Source organism: Paenibacillus ginsengarvi, from assembly GCF_003626695.1.
GTDB lineage: Bacteria > Bacillota > Bacilli > Paenibacillales > NBRC-103111 > Paenibacillus_AB > Paenibacillus_AB ginsengarvi.
Map to the genome: position 1 here is coordinate 154,582 of NZ_RBAH01000020.1, position 18,778 is coordinate 173,359.

Genomic DNA, 18,778 nt, shown 5'->3' on the forward strand with positions numbered 1-18,778 from the left:
GAATTTCTTTATAAAATCACGCGCGTGATTTTCTGTGCGATTGCTTGAAAGAGAAGTTTTTGCAAGGACTAATAGCAAATCTTTTTTCATATTGCTGGTTTTATAATAAAATCGGAATTTTTAAAGAAAAAAATCACGCGCGTGATTTGTATTTTTTCCAACATTCTAATGAACAAAGGGGAACGCCAGAATGACATGGATGGATTGGAAGACTGGAAAAATGCATATCGCCCCGGGCGATCCGACCCAGCAGCGATGGCGAATGACGATTGCGGCCGATTGGGGGGCCAAGCAGATTTGGGGCGACGAGACTATGCTGGAAGCGCTGATGATCGACAGTCCCGAACAAGTATACGGCGATCTTCTGCCGTATATCCGTGGCAGCGACCTGCGGGTCGTCAACGTGGAAACGGTGCTGGGCGATCAGGGCGTGCCGCTTGCCGCCAAAGGGCAGAACGACAAACGGTTCCTGATCCATGCCGATGCGCGGACCGTAAACGCGCTCACAGCCGTCCCGTTCGACATCGGATGCTTGGCCAACAACCATACGCTGGACATGAGCGCCGAAGGGCTGAACGAGACGATCCGGGTGCTGCGGCAGGCGGGTATTCAAACCGTCGGCGGCGGCATGAGCGGTGCCGAAGCGGAACAACCGCTTATCGTCGAAGCAAAGGGAACTCGCGTAGCGATCATCAACTGTTCGGAGGGCGAGCAGTGCCGTTCCGTGGACGGCAGCCCCGGAGCTTACGGCCTGGAGCTGCACCGCGTACAAAGTCAAATCGCCCGGCTGCGGCAAACGGAACCGGATGCCGTTATTATCGTGATCTTTCATGGCGGCCGCGAACACACGCCGACACCGCCGCCGTATGTGGTTCATGATTTGAGAGCCATCGCGGAGATGGGGGCGCATGCGGTCATCGCTCACCATCCTCACGTGCCGCAAGGCATCGAGCTTTATAACGGGGTGCCGATCGTTTACAGCATGGGCAATTTCGTATTTTGGCAGACGGACCCTGCGTTTTACCGGCATGCCGGCTATATCGTCCATTTGGATTGGACCGGTTCAACGATAACAGGCTTGGAAATAACGCCTTATCAGGTTCATAAGGACGGCGTTCGCTTGATGGGCGCGAAGATGAGAGAGAAGTTTGCCGAAGATATGGCGCGCGTGAACAAACTGCTCGCAGATCCGGCCGACATAGAGGCCGCATGGAATGCGTTCATCGATCATATGGGCATCGAACAAATCGCGCGTTCGCTGGAGAGCGGTGCGGGAGGGCTGCGCAGCGGCGACCTGAAGGCGACGTCGCGGATGCTCAATTTATTTTTCACTCCCGCTCACAGAGAACTGTATATCCAGGCGATGAAGCGGGTCATGAACGGAACGTTCGGCGATTCACCCCCTTGGGCGAAGGAGCTGGTCCATTATTGGCTGCATGATTCCTTCATCGACGCTGTGAACCTCGACGCTGAATAGTAGTCTCTGTACGAATACCAAACCGGGAAGAGGGCATAACCCATGGTCTCTTATAAAATGCAGAGCAAGCTCCTACTATCCGCCTTATTGATAGCCGCCATCACATCGTCTTGCAGCGGCAGCAAGGGTGGCGACAGCGCCAAACAAGCCGACGTTAGCAGCGGCACGGTCGCCAAAGCGCCTTCAAGCGAGCCTGTCACGATATCGATCTTGAACTGGAATGGCATGACCGATGAGGAGTTCGAGAGGTACTTTGTGAAGTCGGTTGCCAAAAAGTATCCGAACATTACGCTGTCGCTGGTCAAAAAAAATGCCGGAGCCGCTCAGGATGCGATTGCCGCTCATTTGATGGCGGGCAATTTTCCCGATCTGATATTCGTCAGCAACAAAGATATCAACGATTTTTTGCTGGCCAAAACGGTCTTTGGTCTGGATGAATTCGTTATATCGAATAAGTTTGATCTGAAACGATTCGAACCTATGGCTATTGCCTCGCTCCAAAGGAAAAAGGAAGACGGCGGCTTGACTGCGATTCCGTGGGCGCAAAACATCGGCGGACTTTTTTACAGCAAGGATGTGTTCGACAAATTCGGCACGCCTTATCCGAAAGACTTGATGACATGGGAGGAAATGCTGGAGCTGGCGAAGAAGCTGACCCGCAAGGAGGGCGATGTGCAGTATTTGGGCGTCAACCTGTCCAGCTTGTCGCAATTTGCACAATCGTTATCCGTCTCTTATTTGGGCGCGAAGGACAAAGCGCTTGTGGATACCGCCACATGGCGCCGCATAATGGAATTTTACAAAGCCGCCTACGCCGTTCCGGGCGGAGCGACGAAAGCTTCCTTGTTCGGCGCGAAAACGGTGGCGATGGAACCGAACTGGTTAGGTTCCGCGATAACGAGCGCAATCAAAGACCCCAATTTCCCATGGGACGTTGCAGGACTTCCCAATTATAAAGAGTTTCTCGGGACGGGAAGGGAGATCGACGCCCATTCGCTGGCAATCAGCGCAAGCAGCAAGCATAAGGAGCAAGCTTTTCAAGTAATCCAGGCGGTTACTTCCGATGAAATTCAAACGGAAATGAGTCAGTACGGCCGGGTTCCGGTGCTGGTCGATTCCAAAATCGTGTCGGGCTTCGGCTCGCAGCTTCCGTATTTGGCAGGAAAAAACTGGGCGGCCATGCTCAAAGTGACGCCGGCCAAGCTTCGTGAAAACAGCACCCCTTACGATTCGGTCGTGCTCGGACTTATCAATCCGCTGGCAGACAGGCTGCGCGCCGGCGACGCGGATATTAACACGATGCTTCGGGAAACGCAGGAGAAGGCCGACGCCGCGCTGGCTGCCGCTTTAGGCAAATAAGTGTTTCTGAATAGTTGATGCGACAGGGAGAGAGCGTACGATGAAATTTTTCATATTGACGGATCTGGAAGGAGTTGCAGGGACAGATTCGTTTACCCAGACGAGAACGAGCGACGCTTCCATGAAGGAAAGCTCCATGAGACAGCTTACGCGCGAGGTCAACGCTTGCGCGGAAGGCATTCGCGCGGTGTATCCGGATGCCGCAGTCGATGCGTGGGACGGACACGGAAACGGCGGACTATTGCCCGAGGAACTGATCGGCGTCACCTATATCGGGAGAAAGCAGCCAAAGCCTTATTACCATCTTGACGGATATACGGCCATGCTGTTTGTAGGCCAGCATGCGATGGCCGGTACGATCGATGCTCCGCTTAATCATACTTACTCCTCGCTTGGAATTATGTACTATCGCCTTAACGATGTATTCATCGGCGAATTTGGGGCGAGGGCGTTAGTGGCCGGGATGCAGGGCGTTCCGACGATATTTTTGGCAGGCGACGACAAAGCGGCGCTGGAAGCGAAGATGTTTGTGCCGGAGATCGAGACGGTGGCGACCAAAGCGGGCAATGGCGTAGAGCGCGCGGATCATCTGGACCCGGCGGAGTCGTGCGAGCGCATCCGCGAGGGGACGATTCGGGCGGTGCGCCGGATCGGGGACATACCGCCTTTTACAGCGCTTCGGCCGCCGTATCGGTTTGAGGCCCGGCACTTCGCTCCGTTCGGCCAGGATTGGATGGCGAAGCGGCCCGATTTGACGTTTATCGATGAACGAACGTATAGCATAGAAACGGAAGATTTGAACGAACTGCCTTTCTAGGGCGGAATGGGGTCACCGAGGAGGTGGCCTCTTTTTTGTTGACAAATGAATTTTAATATGTCATTATGATAATATCAAAAATACATAATCAAGGAGTCGGAGCACGGATGTCCCATCAAGCCGATAACGAACACGAACATGGAAACGAGCAGGAGCAGCAGATTGAGAGCGCCTCGACCTATACGGCGAGCAACTACCGGACGCCGGACGGAGCGCCCAGCGACATCGTCATCTTTACGATCTCCTCCCGCGAAAGGGCGGGCAAAAAAGCGCTGCCGGATCGCGAGCTGGAGGTGCTGCTCATCCAGAGAAAGCGCTGGCCGTTCGAAGGGGCCTGGGCGCTGCCGGGCGGATTTTGCGACGAGAACGAGAGCATCTATGACTGCGCGAGACGCGAGCTGGTCGAGGAAACCGGAGTGGACAGCGTACACCTCGAATATTTGAACGTGTACAGCGAGCCGAAGCGCGACCCGAGAGGCTGGATCATCTCCCACGCGTTTTGCGCCCTAGTGCACGAACAGTATCTCGCGGACCGCAAGGCGCAGGACGATGCCGCCGACGTAAGGTTATTCCCGGTTCGCGAGGCGCTTGCGATGGAGCTGGCGTTCGATCACGGGCGCATTTTGCGCGACGCGCTGGCGCGGGTGTCGGAGAAGATGCTGACGACGACGATCGCGAAGGAGTTTTTGCCCGATGAATTTACGCTCGGGGAGTTGTATCAGGTTATTCGCACCGTAGTGCCGGATTTCGAGGAGCGCAATTTTATTCGTAAAATTACGTCCACCCGCGCCAGAGAAGGCATTTTGGAGGAGGCGGCGGACGAGGAAGGCAAGCGGAAGCGGTCCAATAAATATTCCCAGCGGGCCGCGCAGCTGTACCGGTTTACCGGTTATGAGCCGAAGCTGTCCATCTACGGCTAATCCGGCAAGGCAATGGAAAGTTTGCGTATACGACTTTAGGGGGAGGATGTAGGTATGAAAACGCTGATCGTAATCGACTATACCGTAGATTTTGTAGTAGGCAAGCTGCCGTGCGGACAGCCGGGAATCGATATCGAAGGCCGTATTGCGGAGCTGACGGAAACGTTCGCCCGGCAGGGGGACTTGGTCGTCATGGCGGTCGACCTGCATGACGAGAACGATACGTTCCATCCGGAGCACAAGCTGTTTCCGCCGCATAATATACGCGGCACGGAAGGGCGGCATCTGTACGGCAAGCTGGATGAAGTGTACGGACGCTTCGAGGACGGCATCTATTGGATGGACAAAACGCGATACAGCGCCTTTTGCGGCACCGATCTGGAGCTGAAGCTGCGCGAGCGCGGCGTGAGCGAGCTTCATCTGGCCGGCGTTTGCACCGATATTTGCGTGCTGCACACCGCGGTAGACGCCTACAACAAAGGGTTCCGCACCAACGTGCATACCGACGCGGTCGCCTCCTTCAATCCGGCGGGACACGAGTGGGCGCTGCAGCATTTTCAGAATTCGCTTGGAGCGCAGCTGCTGCTGGGCGGCAGCCCGTACCGCGTATAAAGCGGGGCTTCATAAGACGATTCGGACACAGAGAAAAGCTCGGAGAGGATGACTTGCGATGTGTGACGGCAATATGACTTTGCATACGGATAAATACCAGATCAATATGATGTACTCGCACTGGGTCAATGGCTCGCATAACGACAAAGCGGTGTTCGACGTCTATTTCCGCAAGCTGCCGTTCGGCAACGGCTTTGCCGTATTCGCCGGCTTGCAGCGAATAGCGGACTATATTCGCAGCTTGTCGTTCGGCGATGCCGAAATCGCCTATTTGCGCGAGCAGGAGGAGAACTACCGGGAAGATTTTCTGGAGGAGCTGCGCCGGTTTCAATTTACGGCGAACGTGCATGCCGTGCCGGAAGGAACGCTCGTTTTCCCGAATGAGCCGATTATGCGGATCGAAGGGCGCATTTTCGAGGTGCAGCTGATCGAGACGGCGGTACTTAATTACATGAACTACCAGACGCTGATCGCTACGAAAGCGGCGCGGATCAAACGGGTGGCCGGGGACGATATGCTGCTCGAATTCGGCTCGCGCCGCGCTCAGGAAGCGGATGCCGCCGTATGGGGCGCACGGGCCGCCTACATCGCGGGCTTCGATGCGACGTCGAACATGCTGGCCGGGATGAGGTTCGGCATCCCGACGAAAGGCACGCACGCTCATGCTTGGGTGCAGGGGCACGCGACCGAGCAGGAGGCGTTCGACCATTACGCCGCCGCTTTGCCGGATCAGGTGACGCTGCTGGTGGACACGTACGATACGCTGGCGAGCGGAGTTCCTCACGCGATTCGTACGGCGAAGAAGCTGGAGCAGCAGGGGAAACGGATGAACGCGATCCGGCTTGACAGCGGCGACCTCGCGTTGTTGTCGAAGAAGGCGCGGGAGATGCTCGATCAGGCGGGCCTGCCCTATGTGAAGATCGTGGCGTCGAACGATCTGGACGAGACGCTGATCTTTAATCTGAAGGGCCAAGGCGCGCGCATCGATACGTGGGGCGTCGGCACGCAGCTCATTACCGGGGGAAGCGAGCCTGCGCTAGGCGGCGTGTACAAGCTGGTGGCGCGGCAAGCGGGCGACGGCTACGAGCCGGTCATCAAAATATCGGGCAATCCCGAAAAAATTACGACACCGGGACTGAAGGAGCTGTACCGCATCATCAACCGTCAAACCGGCAAAGCGGAGGCGGACTACATTACGCTCCGGGAGGAAACGGATGTGCGCGAAGGCAAACGGATCAAGCTGTTCGATCCCCTCCATCCGTACCTGCATAAATATATGGACGACTATGAGGCGATTCCGCTGCTTCAGCCCGTCTTCGCAGGCGGCGAGCTGGTTGCCCGGCTCCCGCAGCTTGATGAAATTCGCGCCTACCATCGGCGGCAGTTGGAGCTGTTTCTGCCCGAACAGCTGCGCAAGCTGAATCCGGAGGTGTATCCGGTCGACTTGAGCGAAACGGCGTGGCAGCTCAAGATGAACTTGCTGCACCAATATTCGAAGCGGCAGTAAGCGCAGTAGAAACGTCCCGAACGAACGACGGCAAGGAGCTTCTCGGCGGAGCTGCTGCCGTCGTTTCCGGCTCTGCGGGAGTCCCGCAGCACCCGTCCCGCCTCGTCTCCTCTCATCGCGTTATCTCTTCCAAGCCCGCTAACTGCCCGGTATTCGGGCACCCGCCGCATCTCCCGCCATCTCGACATCGAACGCGCCCGCGCGGAAAAATAGTGCTTTGGCACCGGACAGCCCGGCATACCTTGGGGCAGAGGGAGGCCCTCCGCGCGTTTTTTCGACTTTATCCGTTTTGGGGCTTTTTTCAAGCAACTTGAATATTCTTCGAGTTGGATAAATCGACATCGTTCGGCACATCGTGCAAATACATGTTATATCCTAAAAAGAAAATTTTTGCCAATTACTTGGTCTTTTTCCGAATGCAATCCTTTTTTGCCCGCGTTGTTTGCGGGCCGCCCGAGCCCGGTGGCGACCGGATCGATTGTTAGTGCTTCGGATACAAAGATATTGTCATATTTTGGTCCCGAAGCTGGCTGAAAGTAGCAAGCAAGAGGCTGCGGAACATTTTTTTTAATTGTTTTTTAATCAAAACTTATATGAAAATTCAAGCGAGGCATCGACAAGTTTTTACAGTATTTACACTCTGTTCATGCGATAACTAATGAAGTGACACTTTAGCTTAAGCAACGGAGGGAATGGTTAATAATGACGAGGGGCACTGCCAAAATCAGCTTGGACATTCGGATTATACTTACGCAGATGGGACTGAAGCCGCCGTACCCCGAAGTGGACGCGGCCGCGAAGCCCGGAACCGTGAAGCTTTCGAGAAGACGTTATTCCAGCTAATCTGGAATTGGAATACAACGATGTAAGGGGGCCAGTAAGGAAATAGAGGTTATGATTCGCCCTGAATAAAACCATTCGCTAGTTATGACGGTAACCCGTCTTGACATAGAGGTGTTGAATGCGCTTTCAGGATGCGGCGCTGTCGGCGGCGGCCGACGAAGAACCTCCGGGACCTGCTGCATAAGCGGAGGGAGGTTCCTGTCGCACCACCGGCCCGACGAGATTCGGAGCGGAAGCTTTCCGGACCTTGCGGAAACGGAACGAAAGAACGAAGCTAGAAAGCTAGAACATGCTCCAATCGTAGTGCTCGGAGAGCTGCTTCAGCAATTGGACGCCGGCTGTACTATTTCCTTTGTCATTAAGCGCAGGGCCGATTATGCCGATGCCCAGCTCGCCGGGAACGAGCGCCAGAATGCCTCCGGCCACGCCGCTTTTTGCCGGAATGCCGACCTGGATGGCGAACTCCCCGGACGCATTGTACATGCCGCACGTAACCATGAACGACTTGGCGATGCGCACATAACGTTTCGGGACGATCTCCCGCCCGCTAAGCGGATCGCTCCCGTCGTTTGCGAGGATGAGCCCCATACGGGCCACGTGGGCGCAGGTCACTTCGATCGCGCATTGCTTGAAATACACTTCGAGCGTAGGCTCTACGTCCTGATCCAGCACTTTGTTGTCTTTCAGAAAATAGGCAAGCGACCGGTTGCGATTTGCCGTGGCTGCTTCCGACCGATAGACGCTCTCGTTGAACGACGGGCTGTCGTCGCCTGCCAAATCGCGGATAAAGCGCAAAATGCGCTGCGACTTGAGCTCGGGCGTGTCGCCGCCAATGAGCGACGAGATCACGATCGCTCCGGCATTGATGAGCGGATTAAACGGCTTGCCGGGCTGGACGAGCTCCAGCTTGAGCATCGAATTGAACACATCGCCGGTCGGCTCCATGCCAACCTTCTCGAAGACGGCTTGCTCTCCGCGGTCCATGAGCGCGAGCAGCAGCGTGAACACCTTCGAAATGCTCTGCAGCGTAAACGGCGTGTCCGATTCGCCTGCGCTCGTGAAACTCCCCGACTTGTGATGCAGCGTAATGCCGAGCGTTTGCGGATTCGCGTGGGCCAGCTCGGGAATGTAGGAGGCGACGCGGCCCTCGGTGGCATAGGTGCGGCATAACTCGACCAGGCCGGGCAACTGGTTCGTCAATTGGTTGAAATCGGTCGGCATCGGTGACTTCTCCTTCTGTCATACGGGTAGCGGCATAGTTTTTATTTTCATTATACACGACAGGCAGGCAAGGCAAAACGGCCGCAAACGTGTCCAGCGCAAAAAAAAGAGACGGCACCGCCGGGAGCGGAAGCCGTCCTTTCTGTATGATCAAGGCAAGTCTTCGTTCAGCGAATCGACAAGCTCGTCGACTTCGCGGGGAACGGCATGTTTGTGCGTGAGCAGTCCGATGACGATGAACAGCGCCGCCGATACCACGACAGGCGAGGCTACGAGGGTTGCCGTGGAGGCCCCCTCCATTACGTATTTCACGTAGCCGAACGTCAGCAACCCTCCCGCCCATGAGACGATCGCCGCCGCGGAGCCGCTTCTCTTGAACACGGGAAGCAGGCCGAGCAGCATCGGAATCGAGATCGGTCCGACCAGCGCCCCGAACCACGTAATGAGCAGGCCCAGAATGCCGCCGAATTGGCTTTGATTGACCGCGACGAGCAGCGTAAGTCCCGTGAAGACGACAAGGGTGACGCGAGCGGCAAGCAGCGCCGCCTTTCCGTCCAGCTTGCGGAAGCGGACGAACAGCCTCGGCAAAATGTCGCGGGTGACGACGGACGTAATCGCATTCGCGTCCGATGTCGTCATTGCCATCGTATGGGCGAACATTGAGGCGAGCACGAGCCCGATCAGACCCGGCGGCAGCAAATCCATCGCCATCATCGAATACGATTGGTCCGGATTTTGCAGGGACGGGTAGAAGAGCGGAGACGCCCACATCGGGAAAAACAAAATGAGCGGCCAGATCAGGTACAGCGCGGATGACAAATAGGCGGCTTTGCGCGCTTCCTTGCCGCTCGGCGCGGCGATGTAGCGCTGCGCCAAATTCCATGTTCCGCCGTTGTAGCTCAGGAAATCGATCAGCAGATAGGCGAGCACGAACCCGAGCGTATACGGTCCGGCGAGCGCATCGTTATGCGTCGGCGGCAGCCGGTCCCATAGATCGAAGATCGCCGAGACGCCGCCCAGCTTGGCGAGCACGATGACGAACATGGCGAGGCCGGCCGCAAGCTGCACGATAAACTGGGCAAAGTCCGTCCAGGCGTCGGCCCACAGTCCGCCTATCGTTACATAAACGAGCGACAGGAGACACGAGGCGATAATGCCCGTCGTCAGAGGAACGCCGGCGAACACATTCAGAATGACGGATATCGCCGCCCATTTGGCGCCGACGTCGAACAGCTTCAGCAGCACACCGCTCCAGGCGAGCAATTGCTGCGTCGGGACATTGTAGCGCAGCGCCAAATATTCCGTTGGGGATTCGATATGCAGACGCTGGCGAAGCCGGGACCAGCGCGGGGCGATCCACTTCGCTCCGACGAAAACGGCGATCGCAACCGGAACGGCCCACCAAATATAAAGCGTGAACCCGTACTTGTAGGCCACGCCCGCATAAGCGACGAAGACGGCGGCGCTGTAGCCGGACATATGGTGCGAAATACCGGACAGCCACCACGGCATACGTCCTCCGGCGGTGAAAAAATCGCCCGTCCCCTTCACTTGCCGGTATGACCAGACGCCGATACCGATCATAAGAACAAAGTAAAGCCCCATAACAATCCAATCGAGAGTGTGCATGCCCGTTCCCTCCTTGGCCGGATAGGATAAGATCTTTACTTTGAGCATATTTTCGTATACCGTTTTCATGACAACAGGTTGTCATGCCGAGTTCAAGGAGGACGAGAGTAGGAGTTATGGGAATGAAGAAGCGAAATAAAATATGGCTGCCTCCGCTTATGGCGGCATTGCTGGCGTGGGGAACGCTTGTCCCGTCTGCGGCGGCGGGAGGCGAAACCGGCCGTTCTGCCGGGGGACCGATCATCTGCATCGATCCGGGCCATCAGGAACGCGGCAATAACGAGCTGGAGCCGGTCGGCCCCGGCTCGAACGAGAAGAAGCCGAAGGTGTCGTCCGGTACGCGGGGCGTGGCCAGCGGCAAGCCGGAGCACGTACTGACGCTGGAAGTGTCGAACCGGATCAAGGAGATCCTTACGGCGAAGGGGTTCACGGTCGTTATGACGCGGGAGGCGCATAAGGTCGACATTAGCAACAAGGAACGGGCGGAGATGGCCAACGCCGCGGGAGCGGATCTGTTCGTGCGCATTCATGCAGACGGCGACACCTCGGCGAAAACGCAAGGAGCATCGGTGCTGTATCCGGCGGAAAGCGTCTCGGCTACGCCTGAGCAGTATGCTCTCAGCAAAGCCGCTGCGGGGATCGTGCTTGCCGATCTGGTCTCCGCCACCGGCGCCCGCTCGCGCGGCAGCGTAGCCCGCAGCGATCTGTCCGGGTTTAACTGGTCGACCGTGCCGAACGTGCTCGTCGAGATGGGATTCATGACGAACCCGGAGGAAGACCGGCTGCTTCAGACGGATGAGTACCAGATCAAGATGGCCGAAGGCATCGCGGGCGGCATTGAGCGGTACATGACGGAGGTCGCGGGGAAACCGGCGTGGCATCCGGAGCCGTACGAGGAGAAGCTGACGCTGCTGGAAAGTGCCGATCTGTACGACCGGCATACCGGCCGGCTCGTTCCCGTCGGAGCGTATTTGGGCCCGCAAACGGTGAATGCCCGCGAGAAGGCAGGGCACTGGTATCTCATCGATACGTGGCTCGGAGCGAACTGGATCTATGCGCCGAATGCGCTTACCGGCAAGGTCGAGGAAACCGAAGAGCGGATCGAGCTGCCTTCGGCAACCAAGCTGTACCGGTATCCGTCAGGCAGCGAAGCGGCCGTCTCGGAGCTTGCGCCGCAAACGGTGCAGGCAAACGGCCGATGGGGCGAATGGATACGCGTTCAGACCTGGCTTGGCGATATGTGGCTGCATCAGCCGTAAGCAGCAAAGAACCCCCGAATCGCCTCATCCGAGGAAGAATCGGGGGTTTAAAGCGCTAAAGCGCGAAACGAAAGGCGGGCGGCGGGCATAAGGCCGGCTATCCGATTCTTTTGTTTCTGCGTGCGGAAGCGATCTCGTGCTCCATTCGAAACGCATAATAGCCTAACAAACCGAGCGATAGAGCGGTCAAAACGACGAATAGCGGCGTATAACCCGTCCGCCAATAAATGAGGTTGAAACCGGCGAGCATCAAACACCCGAGCGCGGTAACGAGCGGCAGCAGCTTCTTGTGCAGTCCGGGCAAGCTTGGCGCGGTGAAGCCCGTATCCCCATAATGCACGAACGAAAAGCCGAGGCGAAAACGGACGACAAACCAAGTGAGCAGCAGCAGAATGAGTCCCGTCATGGCGTGAAACGCATAGTTCGTCGAGGTCGAGGGCGTAATGACGGCCCCGAACTGCTCGGTAACGAGATACAGCGTCGACATCACGAGACAGTAGGCCAAGTAACCGTTGATGACGATAATGCTTGCATATAGCGGCGGTATTTTGAACATGAGCCAAAAAAACAAAAAGGCCGCGATTGGCTGGACGAGCAGCGCGATCAGATTGAACTCGAACACGATAAACAGCATGTACGAGCACATGGCGAGCAAAAATCCGGAAAAAGCGAGCTGGCCGAGATGGTGGCCGATTTCGAATCGGTATAGGGCAAATATGAGCAGGATAAGGGCGAACCATTCCCACATCGATACGGACAAAAAGACGATCACGTCCATAAAGCCACTCCGTCTTTATTAGGGTAGGGACGCTCGTGATCCGGGCGTTAGGATTATAACACGGAATCGGCGCTCTCTTTTTTGAACAGGCCATATTGCAGCAGCGCAAGCGAAACGATGACCGGGATCAGCACCGCCTGCTTATAGTCGCCCAAAAAATACAAAAAGTTAAAGCTCGTGATGACGGCGTATCCGGCAATCGTAACCAGCAACAGGCGCAGATTCGGCTTCGTAAGCCGCTCGTTCGCGCGGGCTCTGTAAGGAACGAACGTATAGCCGAGACGAAACGTATGCAGGAACCGGGCGATCGACAGCGCGATGCAGGCCGTGAGCGTTTGCGCGGCGAAGGATGCGGGCGTATCCGCCACTATCTGCAAACCGAGCAGATGCGCAATGCCGTATATAATCGCAGTCAGCAGGATATATATTAGATACCCGTTCGTCGTAATGACGCCGGCATAAAAAGCCGGAATGCGGAACATGAGCCATAAAAACAAAAAGACGATCGGCGGCTGAAGAAACGTCGCAAAAGTAACGAGATCCAGACGTACGATCAAAATATAAGAGAGCAAGGAAAGCAGAAACGAAGTGAATGCTATTTGACCGCGGCTGCCGCGGATTTCCATTCGGAACATCGTAAAGCTCAGCATAAGGAGCGCAAACCACTCCAGCGAGGAAACGCCCAGAAACGACAACACGCCCATACCAGTACCCCGATCCGGCCTTTCATTTTGGAAAGAAGATAGAATTCATTATACAATACGGCCACTGATCTTTGAAGCTGTAAGACAATCGAGGCGATTCGGTAAATTTTGACGAAATTTGCGTTCGGACATGCAGTTTGTTCCGAGCGAAACCCTTTGACGGCGGGGCTTTATGCGGTACAAACGAAGAACGCGAAAATAATCGTAGCCAGATAGTTCATGTTATTGTCATATACTTCATGTTCAAAGAATACGCTTTATGATTACATAGAGCTGAAAGTTATGCGAGCAAGATTACTTCGTCACGCAAATAGTAGGAGGGTATACGATCATGGCAAACGGAAAGCTGAGAGTCGGCATTATCGGTACGGGAGGCATCGCGAACGGCAAACATATGCCAGCGTTGTCCAAGCTCCCGCAAGTGGAAATGGTAGCATTCTGCGATATCGAAGAGGAGCGCGCTCAGAAAGCGGCCAAGCAGTATGGCGTCGAAGGCGCGAAAGTGTATACGGATTTCCGCAAGCTGCTGGAAGACGAAACGCTGGACGTCGTTCACGTTTGTACGCCTAACGATTCCCACGCGGTCATTTCGATTGCTGCGCTGGAAGCCGGCAAGCACGTTATGTGCGAAAAGCCGATGGCCAAAACGGCGGCCGACGCGCGCCGCATGGTTGAAACGGCGAAGCGTACCGGCAAAAAGCTGACGATCGGTTACAACAACCGCTACCGTCCGGATAGCCTGCATATGAAACAGGTTGCCGAAAGCGGACAACTCGGCGAAGTTTATTACGCGAAGGCGCTTGCGATTCGCCGCCGCGCCGTTCCGACATGGGGCGTATTCCTCGACGAGGAGAAGCAAGGCGGAGGACCGCTCATCGATATCGGAACGCATGCGCTCGACTTGACGCTTTGGATGATGGACAACTACAAGCCGGTCAGCGTAACGGGCTCCGTATTCCATAAGCTCGGCAGCCGGGAAAATGCGGCCAATGCTTGGGGACCTTGGGATCCGAAAAAGTTTACGGTTGAAGATTCCGCGTTCGGCTTCATCAAGATGGAGAACGGCGCGACGATCGTGCTCGAATCGAGCTGGGCGCTCAACACGCTGCTCGTGGGCGAAGCGAAGGCGGTTCTGTGCGGCACGGAAGGCGGCGCCGACATGGAAAACGGCCTGCGCATCAACGGCGAGCAATTCAGCCGCTTGTTCGATACAACCGTGAAGACGGATTCTGGCGGCGTAGCGTTCTACGACGGTAAGAAGGAATCGAGCGGCGATATGGAAGCGCGCCTGTGGGTGGAAGCGATTTTGAACGATACCGAGCCGCTCGTGAAGCCGGAGCAAGCTCTCGTCGTTACGGAAATTCTCGAGGCGCTGTACGAGTCCGGCAAAACGGGCAAAACGGTTTATTTAAACGAGTAGTCGGAACTACGGCTGCGTATGAGCCTCACGTTGCGCCGGGTGTTGCACCCGGCGTACCGTTTTATATGATCACCGATTAAAGAGAGGAGGCCTTTTTTATGAAGTTGGGTGTATTTACCGTATTGTTCGCCGGCAAGCCGCTGGAGGAAGCGCTTGACTACATCGCTTCCAAAGGACTGGACGCGGTCGAGATCGGCACAGGCGGTTATCCGGGCAACGCGCATTGCGATCCGGATACGCTGCTTGGCGACGCGGGCAAGCTGAAGGCGTTCAAGCAGGCGGTCGAATCGCGGGGGCTGACGATCAGCGCGCTCAGCGTGCACGGCAATCCGCTGCATCCGCAAAAGCAGATCGCCAAAGAGTTCCACGACGCGTTCGTGAAAACGGTCGATCTGGCCGAACGTCTTGAGGTGCCGGTCGTCAACACGTTCTCCGGCTGCCCGGGCGACCACGAGGATGCGAAGTATCCGAACTGGCCGGTTGCGCCTTGGCCGAACGACTATCAGGAAATTTTGACTTGGCAGTGGGAGCAGAAGGTTATCCCGTATTGGAGCGAATGGGGACGTTACGCCTCCCAGCATAACGTGAAAATCGGCCTCGAGCTGCACGGCGGATTTTCCGTCCACAGCCCGGGCACGCTGCTGCGCCTGCGCGAAGCGGCGGGCGAGGCGATCGGCGCGAATCTCGACCCGAGCCATATGTGGTGGCAAGGGATCGACCCGGTGCAGGCGGTTCATATTTTGGGCCGCGCCGGAGCGATTCATCACTTCCATGCGAAGGACACGACGATCGATCCGAGCAACGTGAACAAGCACGGGGTTACCGATATGCAGTCGTATGCGCTTATGCTCGATCGCGCATGGCAGTTCCGCACGGTCGGTTTCGGACACGATCTGAAGACGTGGGCCGATATTTTGAGCGCGCTGCGCTTGGTCGGTTACGATTATGTCGTCAGCATCGAGCATGAAGACGGGCTGATGTCGATCGACGAAGGCTTTACGAAGGCGGTCGCGAACTTGCAGCAGGTACTGCTGCGGGAGCCGCTCGGCCAAATGTGGTGGGTATAAGAGATGATCAGCCGCTTCTCCGATTCGTCGGGGGAGCGGTTTTTTGCTGTCGTCTGTCCGCCTCAATCGATCAGGTTGTTCCATTCGCCGGCGCGGTATTCTTTCGGACTGGTGCCGTAACGAGCCCGGAAGACGCGATAGAAGTACGTATAGCTGTTGAAGCCGCACATCTCGGCGATTTGCTCGAGCGACATTTTGCTGAACAGGATGCGTTCCCGCGCCGCAGACAGGCGGATTTGCTGCACATACTGCATAATCGACTGGTCGAACACGGACTTGAACAGATGGACCGCACGGGACACGCTCAGGCCGACATGCGAGGCGACGTCCTCCAATTTGACCGGAGACAGCGCGTTTTCCTCGATATACCGTTTCATCTCGTAAGCGAGAAACGACCGGCCTTTGCCGGAACCTCGGCGGTGTTCATGGCTGGCCCGCTCGATCGTCAGGCATAACAGCCGCAAATAATATTCGGCCATTTCCTTGGCCGGCGCCTTGCCCCGGCGCTGCTCCAATATCGTCTGGCGGCATAGATGAAGCACATCCTCATTCATCGTCAGCTTAAGGTGCCGGTGCTTGTCCATCCGTTTCCACCATTCGTCCAGCCAGGTGCCGCGGCAAAAAAAGTAATAATCGCCGCTCGTCACCCCAAGCTCTCCGCTTGGCTGCCGCTCCTCCTCGACGCGCAGATCGTATTGATCCTTCGGCTTGTACAGCAGCAGGTCCCCCGGCACGATCAGCCTCACCTCGCCGTCCACCAGCGCCCGGCAAATGCCCTCGACCTGAAATCGGATCAAATAGTTGCGCAAGCCGCGCGTCGATTTCACATAAAACGGTTTGGAATGATGCGAATAGCCTGCTGCGAGCACTTCACAAGTGAGCGTCTTCATGGAACCCTCCCGTCCCGGACGTTGATCTTCTCTTCTCATTATCGGCAAGCGGCGCGGATTCGACAACGGTTTATTTTGGCTTCCGTGCGGACTTCTCTTATACCTCGAAGATTCACAATGGATCGTAGTTCCGGATACCTCCCAGACGGATAGCCGCATAGTTCCGGGTCCCCCTGAGAAGGACGGAAGGCCGTAACCAAAGTCGTAGGGGAAACAGAAGATTCGGCAAGGGGAGCATGATAAATCACACCGAACGGCTCATTGCCGAATAGGGTCTATTTCTCATGACAGTGCTTGTCCCGCCTGTTATATTAACGTTGCATGAGGGATATTGTAGAATATGTTTCATAATCTGGAAGGAGGTGACAACTATAACGCTGATAGACGAATTGCAGCTGACGGAGACGAGTCTTAGGGGACATGTTCGCATTCAGGATCTCGTATTCAGCCTCACAAGGCAATGCAATGCTTTCTGCGACATTTGTTGCAACGACGATGGGCCTTCGAAGCGGGGAGCGATCGACATTTCCGGCGTCCGGCAGTGGATTCATGACTTCTCTGAGTACGTGCCGTATTGCAAAACGGCCGGCTTTACGGGAGGGGAAGTATTCCTCCGCTATGACGAAATGCTCGAGGTGCACAAGCATTTGCACGATTACGGATTTCTGACCTCCATTACGACGAACGGGTTTTGGGGCAACAATCCCGAACTGGCGCGGCGCCGTTTGGAGGAGCTGAAGTCGCTCGGATTGGTCGAGGTTGCCGTATCGATGGATGAAAGCCATTCCGTCTGGGTCAACCCGAAGCATGCGGCGACGGCAGCCAAGACGGCGCTCGAAGCCGGTCTGGCCGTGTCGATAACGAGCAACTTCACGAGTCCCGGCAAAAGCGCCAAAGACTACTTCGAGCCCGAATGGCATGATCGTCTCCTCTGGGACGAAAATTATTACGTGCTGCCGGTCGGCCGGGCGAAGCAGCTTCCGCGCCTGGTGCAGACCCGGATTCCGCGGGACGATCAGCTGTTCTGTCCGCGCGTGCAAATGGTCATCCAGCCGAACGGCGACGTCGATCCGTGCTGCTCGGTCTGTTTGGACGACGGCGTGTTCGTCGTCGGCAATCTGTACCGGCAGACGATGCCGGAAGTGCTGACGAATATGCTCGGCGATGTGTATTTGAAAGTGATCACGCATCGCGGGCTCGGCGAGCTCGAGCAGATCGTCCAGCGGTTTCATCCGCAGTGGCGGCTGCCGCCGAGAGAGCATTCGGTATGCCATATGTGCAACGCTCTCCGCTCCCGTCCCGATTTCTGGATGGTGGAGGATGCCATGCGGCAATACGGCATGGAAATTTTATTGAACAACTGGTCTGCGGGCAAAGCCGTTTAGACCGCACTTTCGCATGAAATACCTCACGATCTCATCATCGTTTACACATTCCAAAAAAGCCCAACCTTCCACGGGCAAACTTTCGATCCATTCCGCTTCATGCTACCCGGAAGGCGCATCGACCCTATTGATCCTAAATTGGAGGTATTCCTATGTCCGATAAAGGTATGGACGAACTTGGCAAGCTGCTCGCATCCGATCCCGAACTGCAAAAGGCGGCTTTGTCCGGTATGACGAAAGCGCTGCAGGAACAAATCCATAACAAAAATCTGAGGGTCAGCACGGAAGCGCTGCAAAGCCTCGGCAAGCTGTCCGCGCTCCCTTCCGGCAACCCGGTGGCGGACGATTATGTGGCTCGGGTGGCGAGCAGCGTTATCGCCGTCGTGAAGGTCAAGGTCATCGACCTGGCCCATGACATGGCGCAGCTTCATGAAATCCAGAGCCGGGTCAACGACAAGCTGACGGGGCTCAACCTGAATATTTCCAACAAAATCGGAAAATAATCCAGCTTCGGCTGCGAGCGAGTACCCCCGGATTTGGCCGGCCGGGGGTATTTGACGTTTCGGGAAGATGAAGCGAAAGACCGGCAACGAAGGAGTTTAAGAATTTGTATAGTTGCTTCTGCTATGCTGGTCAAAAGCAATGTGAAGCTGGGTGCGTTTCGGTTTTTTCGCACGTAAACGCACATCACCTGCAGCATACGAGAGGATGATTACAATGGAATTGCCGCAGCTGCAATACTTCCGGTCGGTAGGCAAGCTACCTCTTTAGCCCCCTAATTGAATTGGAGAGTACCATAGGAAATCAGGTACACTATATTCAAGAGGTGAAGGGCCGTGAAAAAGAGGAATCATGTATATGAAGAAGTCCGAAATAAGGTAGCGCAAGAG

General features: G+C 56.0%; 17 protein-coding genes. 12 read left to right on the forward strand and 5 right to left on the reverse strand.

What is annotated here, in order from left to right:
- The first annotated feature begins 190 nt into the window (after positions 1-190).
- From D7M11_RS24365 to D7M11_RS36525, 7 genes are all read left to right on the forward strand, one after another.
- Positions 191-1,477, forward strand: coding sequence for a CapA family protein (locus tag D7M11_RS24365; RefSeq protein WP_120749868.1), 1,287 nt, complete (start codon positions 191-193; stop codon positions 1,475-1,477).
- 42 nt (positions 1,478-1,519) lie between these two features.
- Entirely contained in the window at positions 1,520-2,836 is a 1,317-nt protein-coding gene (locus D7M11_RS24370; RefSeq protein ID WP_120749869.1) for an ABC transporter substrate-binding protein, read from the forward strand.
- A 40-nt stretch (positions 2,837-2,876) separates the two neighbouring features.
- Complete coding sequence (locus D7M11_RS24375; protein WP_120749870.1) at positions 2,877-3,653, forward strand: M55 family metallopeptidase; 777 nt, start codon at positions 2,877-2,879, stop codon at positions 3,651-3,653.
- Between the two features lie 107 nt (positions 3,654-3,760).
- Entirely contained in the window at positions 3,761-4,573 is an 813-nt protein-coding gene (locus D7M11_RS24380) for an NUDIX domain-containing protein (protein ID WP_120749871.1), read from the forward strand.
- Positions 4,574-4,627: 54 nt separating this feature from the next.
- A complete protein-coding gene (locus D7M11_RS24385; protein WP_120749872.1) occupies positions 4,628-5,185 on the forward strand; it encodes a cysteine hydrolase family protein in 558 nt (185 codons plus the stop codon).
- Positions 5,186-5,243: 58 nt separating this feature from the next.
- On the forward strand, positions 5,244-6,692 hold the full coding sequence (locus tag D7M11_RS24390) for a nicotinate phosphoribosyltransferase (protein WP_120749873.1): 1,449 nt from the start codon (positions 5,244-5,246) through the stop codon (positions 6,690-6,692).
- Between the two features lie 702 nt (positions 6,693-7,394).
- On the forward strand, positions 7,395-7,535 hold the full coding sequence (locus tag D7M11_RS36525; protein ID WP_158606807.1) for a hypothetical protein: 141 nt from the start codon (positions 7,395-7,397) through the stop codon (positions 7,533-7,535).
- Positions 7,536-7,817: 282 nt separating this feature from the next.
- Here the strand turns inward: D7M11_RS36525 and glsA are convergent, their stop codons facing one another.
- Together glsA and D7M11_RS24400 are read right to left on the reverse strand one after the other, a co-directional pair.
- Positions 7,818-8,756 (reverse strand): glutaminase A, encoded by a 939-nt coding sequence (gene glsA / locus D7M11_RS24395; RefSeq protein WP_120749874.1) that lies wholly within the window; start codon positions 8,754-8,756, stop codon positions 7,818-7,820.
- Positions 8,757-8,906: 150 nt separating this feature from the next.
- A complete protein-coding gene (locus D7M11_RS24400) occupies positions 8,907-10,385 on the reverse strand; it encodes a sodium:solute symporter family protein (protein ID WP_120749875.1) in 1,479 nt (492 codons plus the stop codon).
- A 122-nt stretch (positions 10,386-10,507) separates the two neighbouring features.
- On the opposite strand from D7M11_RS24400, the gene D7M11_RS24405 reads away from it, so the two are divergent.
- A complete protein-coding gene (locus tag D7M11_RS24405; RefSeq protein ID WP_240041287.1) occupies positions 10,508-11,644 on the forward strand; it encodes an N-acetylmuramoyl-L-alanine amidase family protein in 1,137 nt (378 codons plus the stop codon).
- A 97-nt stretch (positions 11,645-11,741) separates the two neighbouring features.
- On the opposite strand, the gene D7M11_RS24410 is transcribed toward D7M11_RS24405, so the two are convergent.
- Positions 11,742-12,422, reverse strand: a complete 681-nt coding sequence (locus D7M11_RS24410) for a hypothetical protein (protein WP_120749876.1) — start codon at positions 12,420-12,422, stop codon at positions 11,742-11,744.
- 53 nt (positions 12,423-12,475) lie between these two features.
- Positions 12,476-13,126, reverse strand: coding sequence for a hypothetical protein (locus tag D7M11_RS24415; RefSeq protein ID WP_120749877.1), 651 nt, complete (start codon positions 13,124-13,126; stop codon positions 12,476-12,478).
- A 331-nt stretch (positions 13,127-13,457) separates the two neighbouring features.
- Here D7M11_RS24415 and D7M11_RS24420 point away from each other — a divergent pair, with 331 nt between their 5' ends.
- Positions 13,458-14,546 (forward strand): Gfo/Idh/MocA family protein, encoded by a 1,089-nt coding sequence (locus D7M11_RS24420; RefSeq protein WP_120749878.1) that lies wholly within the window; start codon positions 13,458-13,460, stop codon positions 14,544-14,546.
- Positions 14,547-14,644: 98 nt separating this feature from the next.
- Positions 14,645-15,613 (forward strand): sugar phosphate isomerase/epimerase family protein, encoded by a 969-nt coding sequence (locus D7M11_RS24425; protein WP_120749879.1) that lies wholly within the window; start codon positions 14,645-14,647, stop codon positions 15,611-15,613.
- Between the two features lie 62 nt (positions 15,614-15,675).
- Here D7M11_RS24425 and D7M11_RS24430 read toward each other — a convergent pair whose 3' ends face one another.
- Positions 15,676-16,503, reverse strand: coding sequence for an AraC family transcriptional regulator (locus D7M11_RS24430; protein ID WP_120749880.1), 828 nt, complete (start codon positions 16,501-16,503; stop codon positions 15,676-15,678).
- Between the two features lie 362 nt (positions 16,504-16,865).
- Between D7M11_RS24430 and D7M11_RS24435 the strand changes: the two genes are divergently transcribed.
- The gene (locus tag D7M11_RS24435; RefSeq protein ID WP_158606808.1) at positions 16,866-17,888 is read left to right on the forward strand and encodes a radical SAM/SPASM domain-containing protein; all 1,023 of its coding nucleotides are present in this window, start codon (positions 16,866-16,868) and stop codon (positions 17,886-17,888) included.
- A 152-nt stretch (positions 17,889-18,040) separates the two neighbouring features.
- Positions 18,041-18,391 (forward strand): DUF1002 domain-containing protein, encoded by a 351-nt coding sequence (locus D7M11_RS24440; RefSeq protein WP_120749882.1) that lies wholly within the window; start codon positions 18,041-18,043, stop codon positions 18,389-18,391.
- The last annotated feature ends 387 nt before the right edge of the window (positions 18,392-18,778 follow it).

Bases quoted from the DNA above. Each gene is read 5' to 3' on its own strand.
- D7M11_RS24380 (WP_120749871.1), top strand. From the start codon at position 3,761: ATGTCCCATCAAGCCGATAACGAACACGAACATGGAAACGAGCAGGAG.
- D7M11_RS24405 (WP_240041287.1), top strand. From the start codon at position 10,508: ATGAAGAAGCGAAATAAAATATGGCTGCCTCCGCTTATGGCGGCATTG.
- D7M11_RS24420 (WP_120749878.1), top strand. From the start codon at position 13,458: ATGGCAAACGGAAAGCTGAGAGTCGGCATTATCGGTACGGGAGGCATC.
- D7M11_RS24425 (WP_120749879.1), top strand. From the start codon at position 14,645: ATGAAGTTGGGTGTATTTACCGTATTGTTCGCCGGCAAGCCGCTGGAG.
- D7M11_RS24415 (WP_120749877.1), bottom strand. From the start codon at position 13,126: ATGGGCGTGTTGTCGTTTCTGGGCGTTTCCTCGCTGGAGTGGTTTGCG.
- D7M11_RS24370 (WP_120749869.1), top strand. From the start codon at position 1,520: ATGGTCTCTTATAAAATGCAGAGCAAGCTCCTACTATCCGCCTTATTG.
- D7M11_RS24390 (WP_120749873.1), top strand. From the start codon at position 5,244: ATGTGTGACGGCAATATGACTTTGCATACGGATAAATACCAGATCAAT.
- D7M11_RS24385 (WP_120749872.1), top strand. From the start codon at position 4,628: ATGAAAACGCTGATCGTAATCGACTATACCGTAGATTTTGTAGTAGGC.
- D7M11_RS24410 (WP_120749876.1), bottom strand. From the start codon at position 12,422: ATGGACGTGATCGTCTTTTTGTCCGTATCGATGTGGGAATGGTTCGCC.
- glsA (WP_120749874.1), bottom strand. From the start codon at position 8,756: ATGCCGACCGATTTCAACCAATTGACGAACCAGTTGCCCGGCCTGGTC.
- D7M11_RS24440 (WP_120749882.1), top strand. From the start codon at position 18,041: ATGTCCGATAAAGGTATGGACGAACTTGGCAAGCTGCTCGCATCCGAT.
- D7M11_RS24430 (WP_120749880.1), bottom strand. From the start codon at position 16,503: ATGAAGACGCTCACTTGTGAAGTGCTCGCAGCAGGCTATTCGCATCAT.
- D7M11_RS24400 (WP_120749875.1), bottom strand. From the start codon at position 10,385: ATGCACACTCTCGATTGGATTGTTATGGGGCTTTACTTTGTTCTTATG.
- D7M11_RS36525 (WP_158606807.1), top strand. From the start codon at position 7,395: ATGACGAGGGGCACTGCCAAAATCAGCTTGGACATTCGGATTATACTT.
- D7M11_RS24365 (WP_120749868.1), top strand. From the start codon at position 191: ATGACATGGATGGATTGGAAGACTGGAAAAATGCATATCGCCCCGGGC.
- D7M11_RS24375 (WP_120749870.1), top strand. From the start codon at position 2,877: ATGAAATTTTTCATATTGACGGATCTGGAAGGAGTTGCAGGGACAGAT.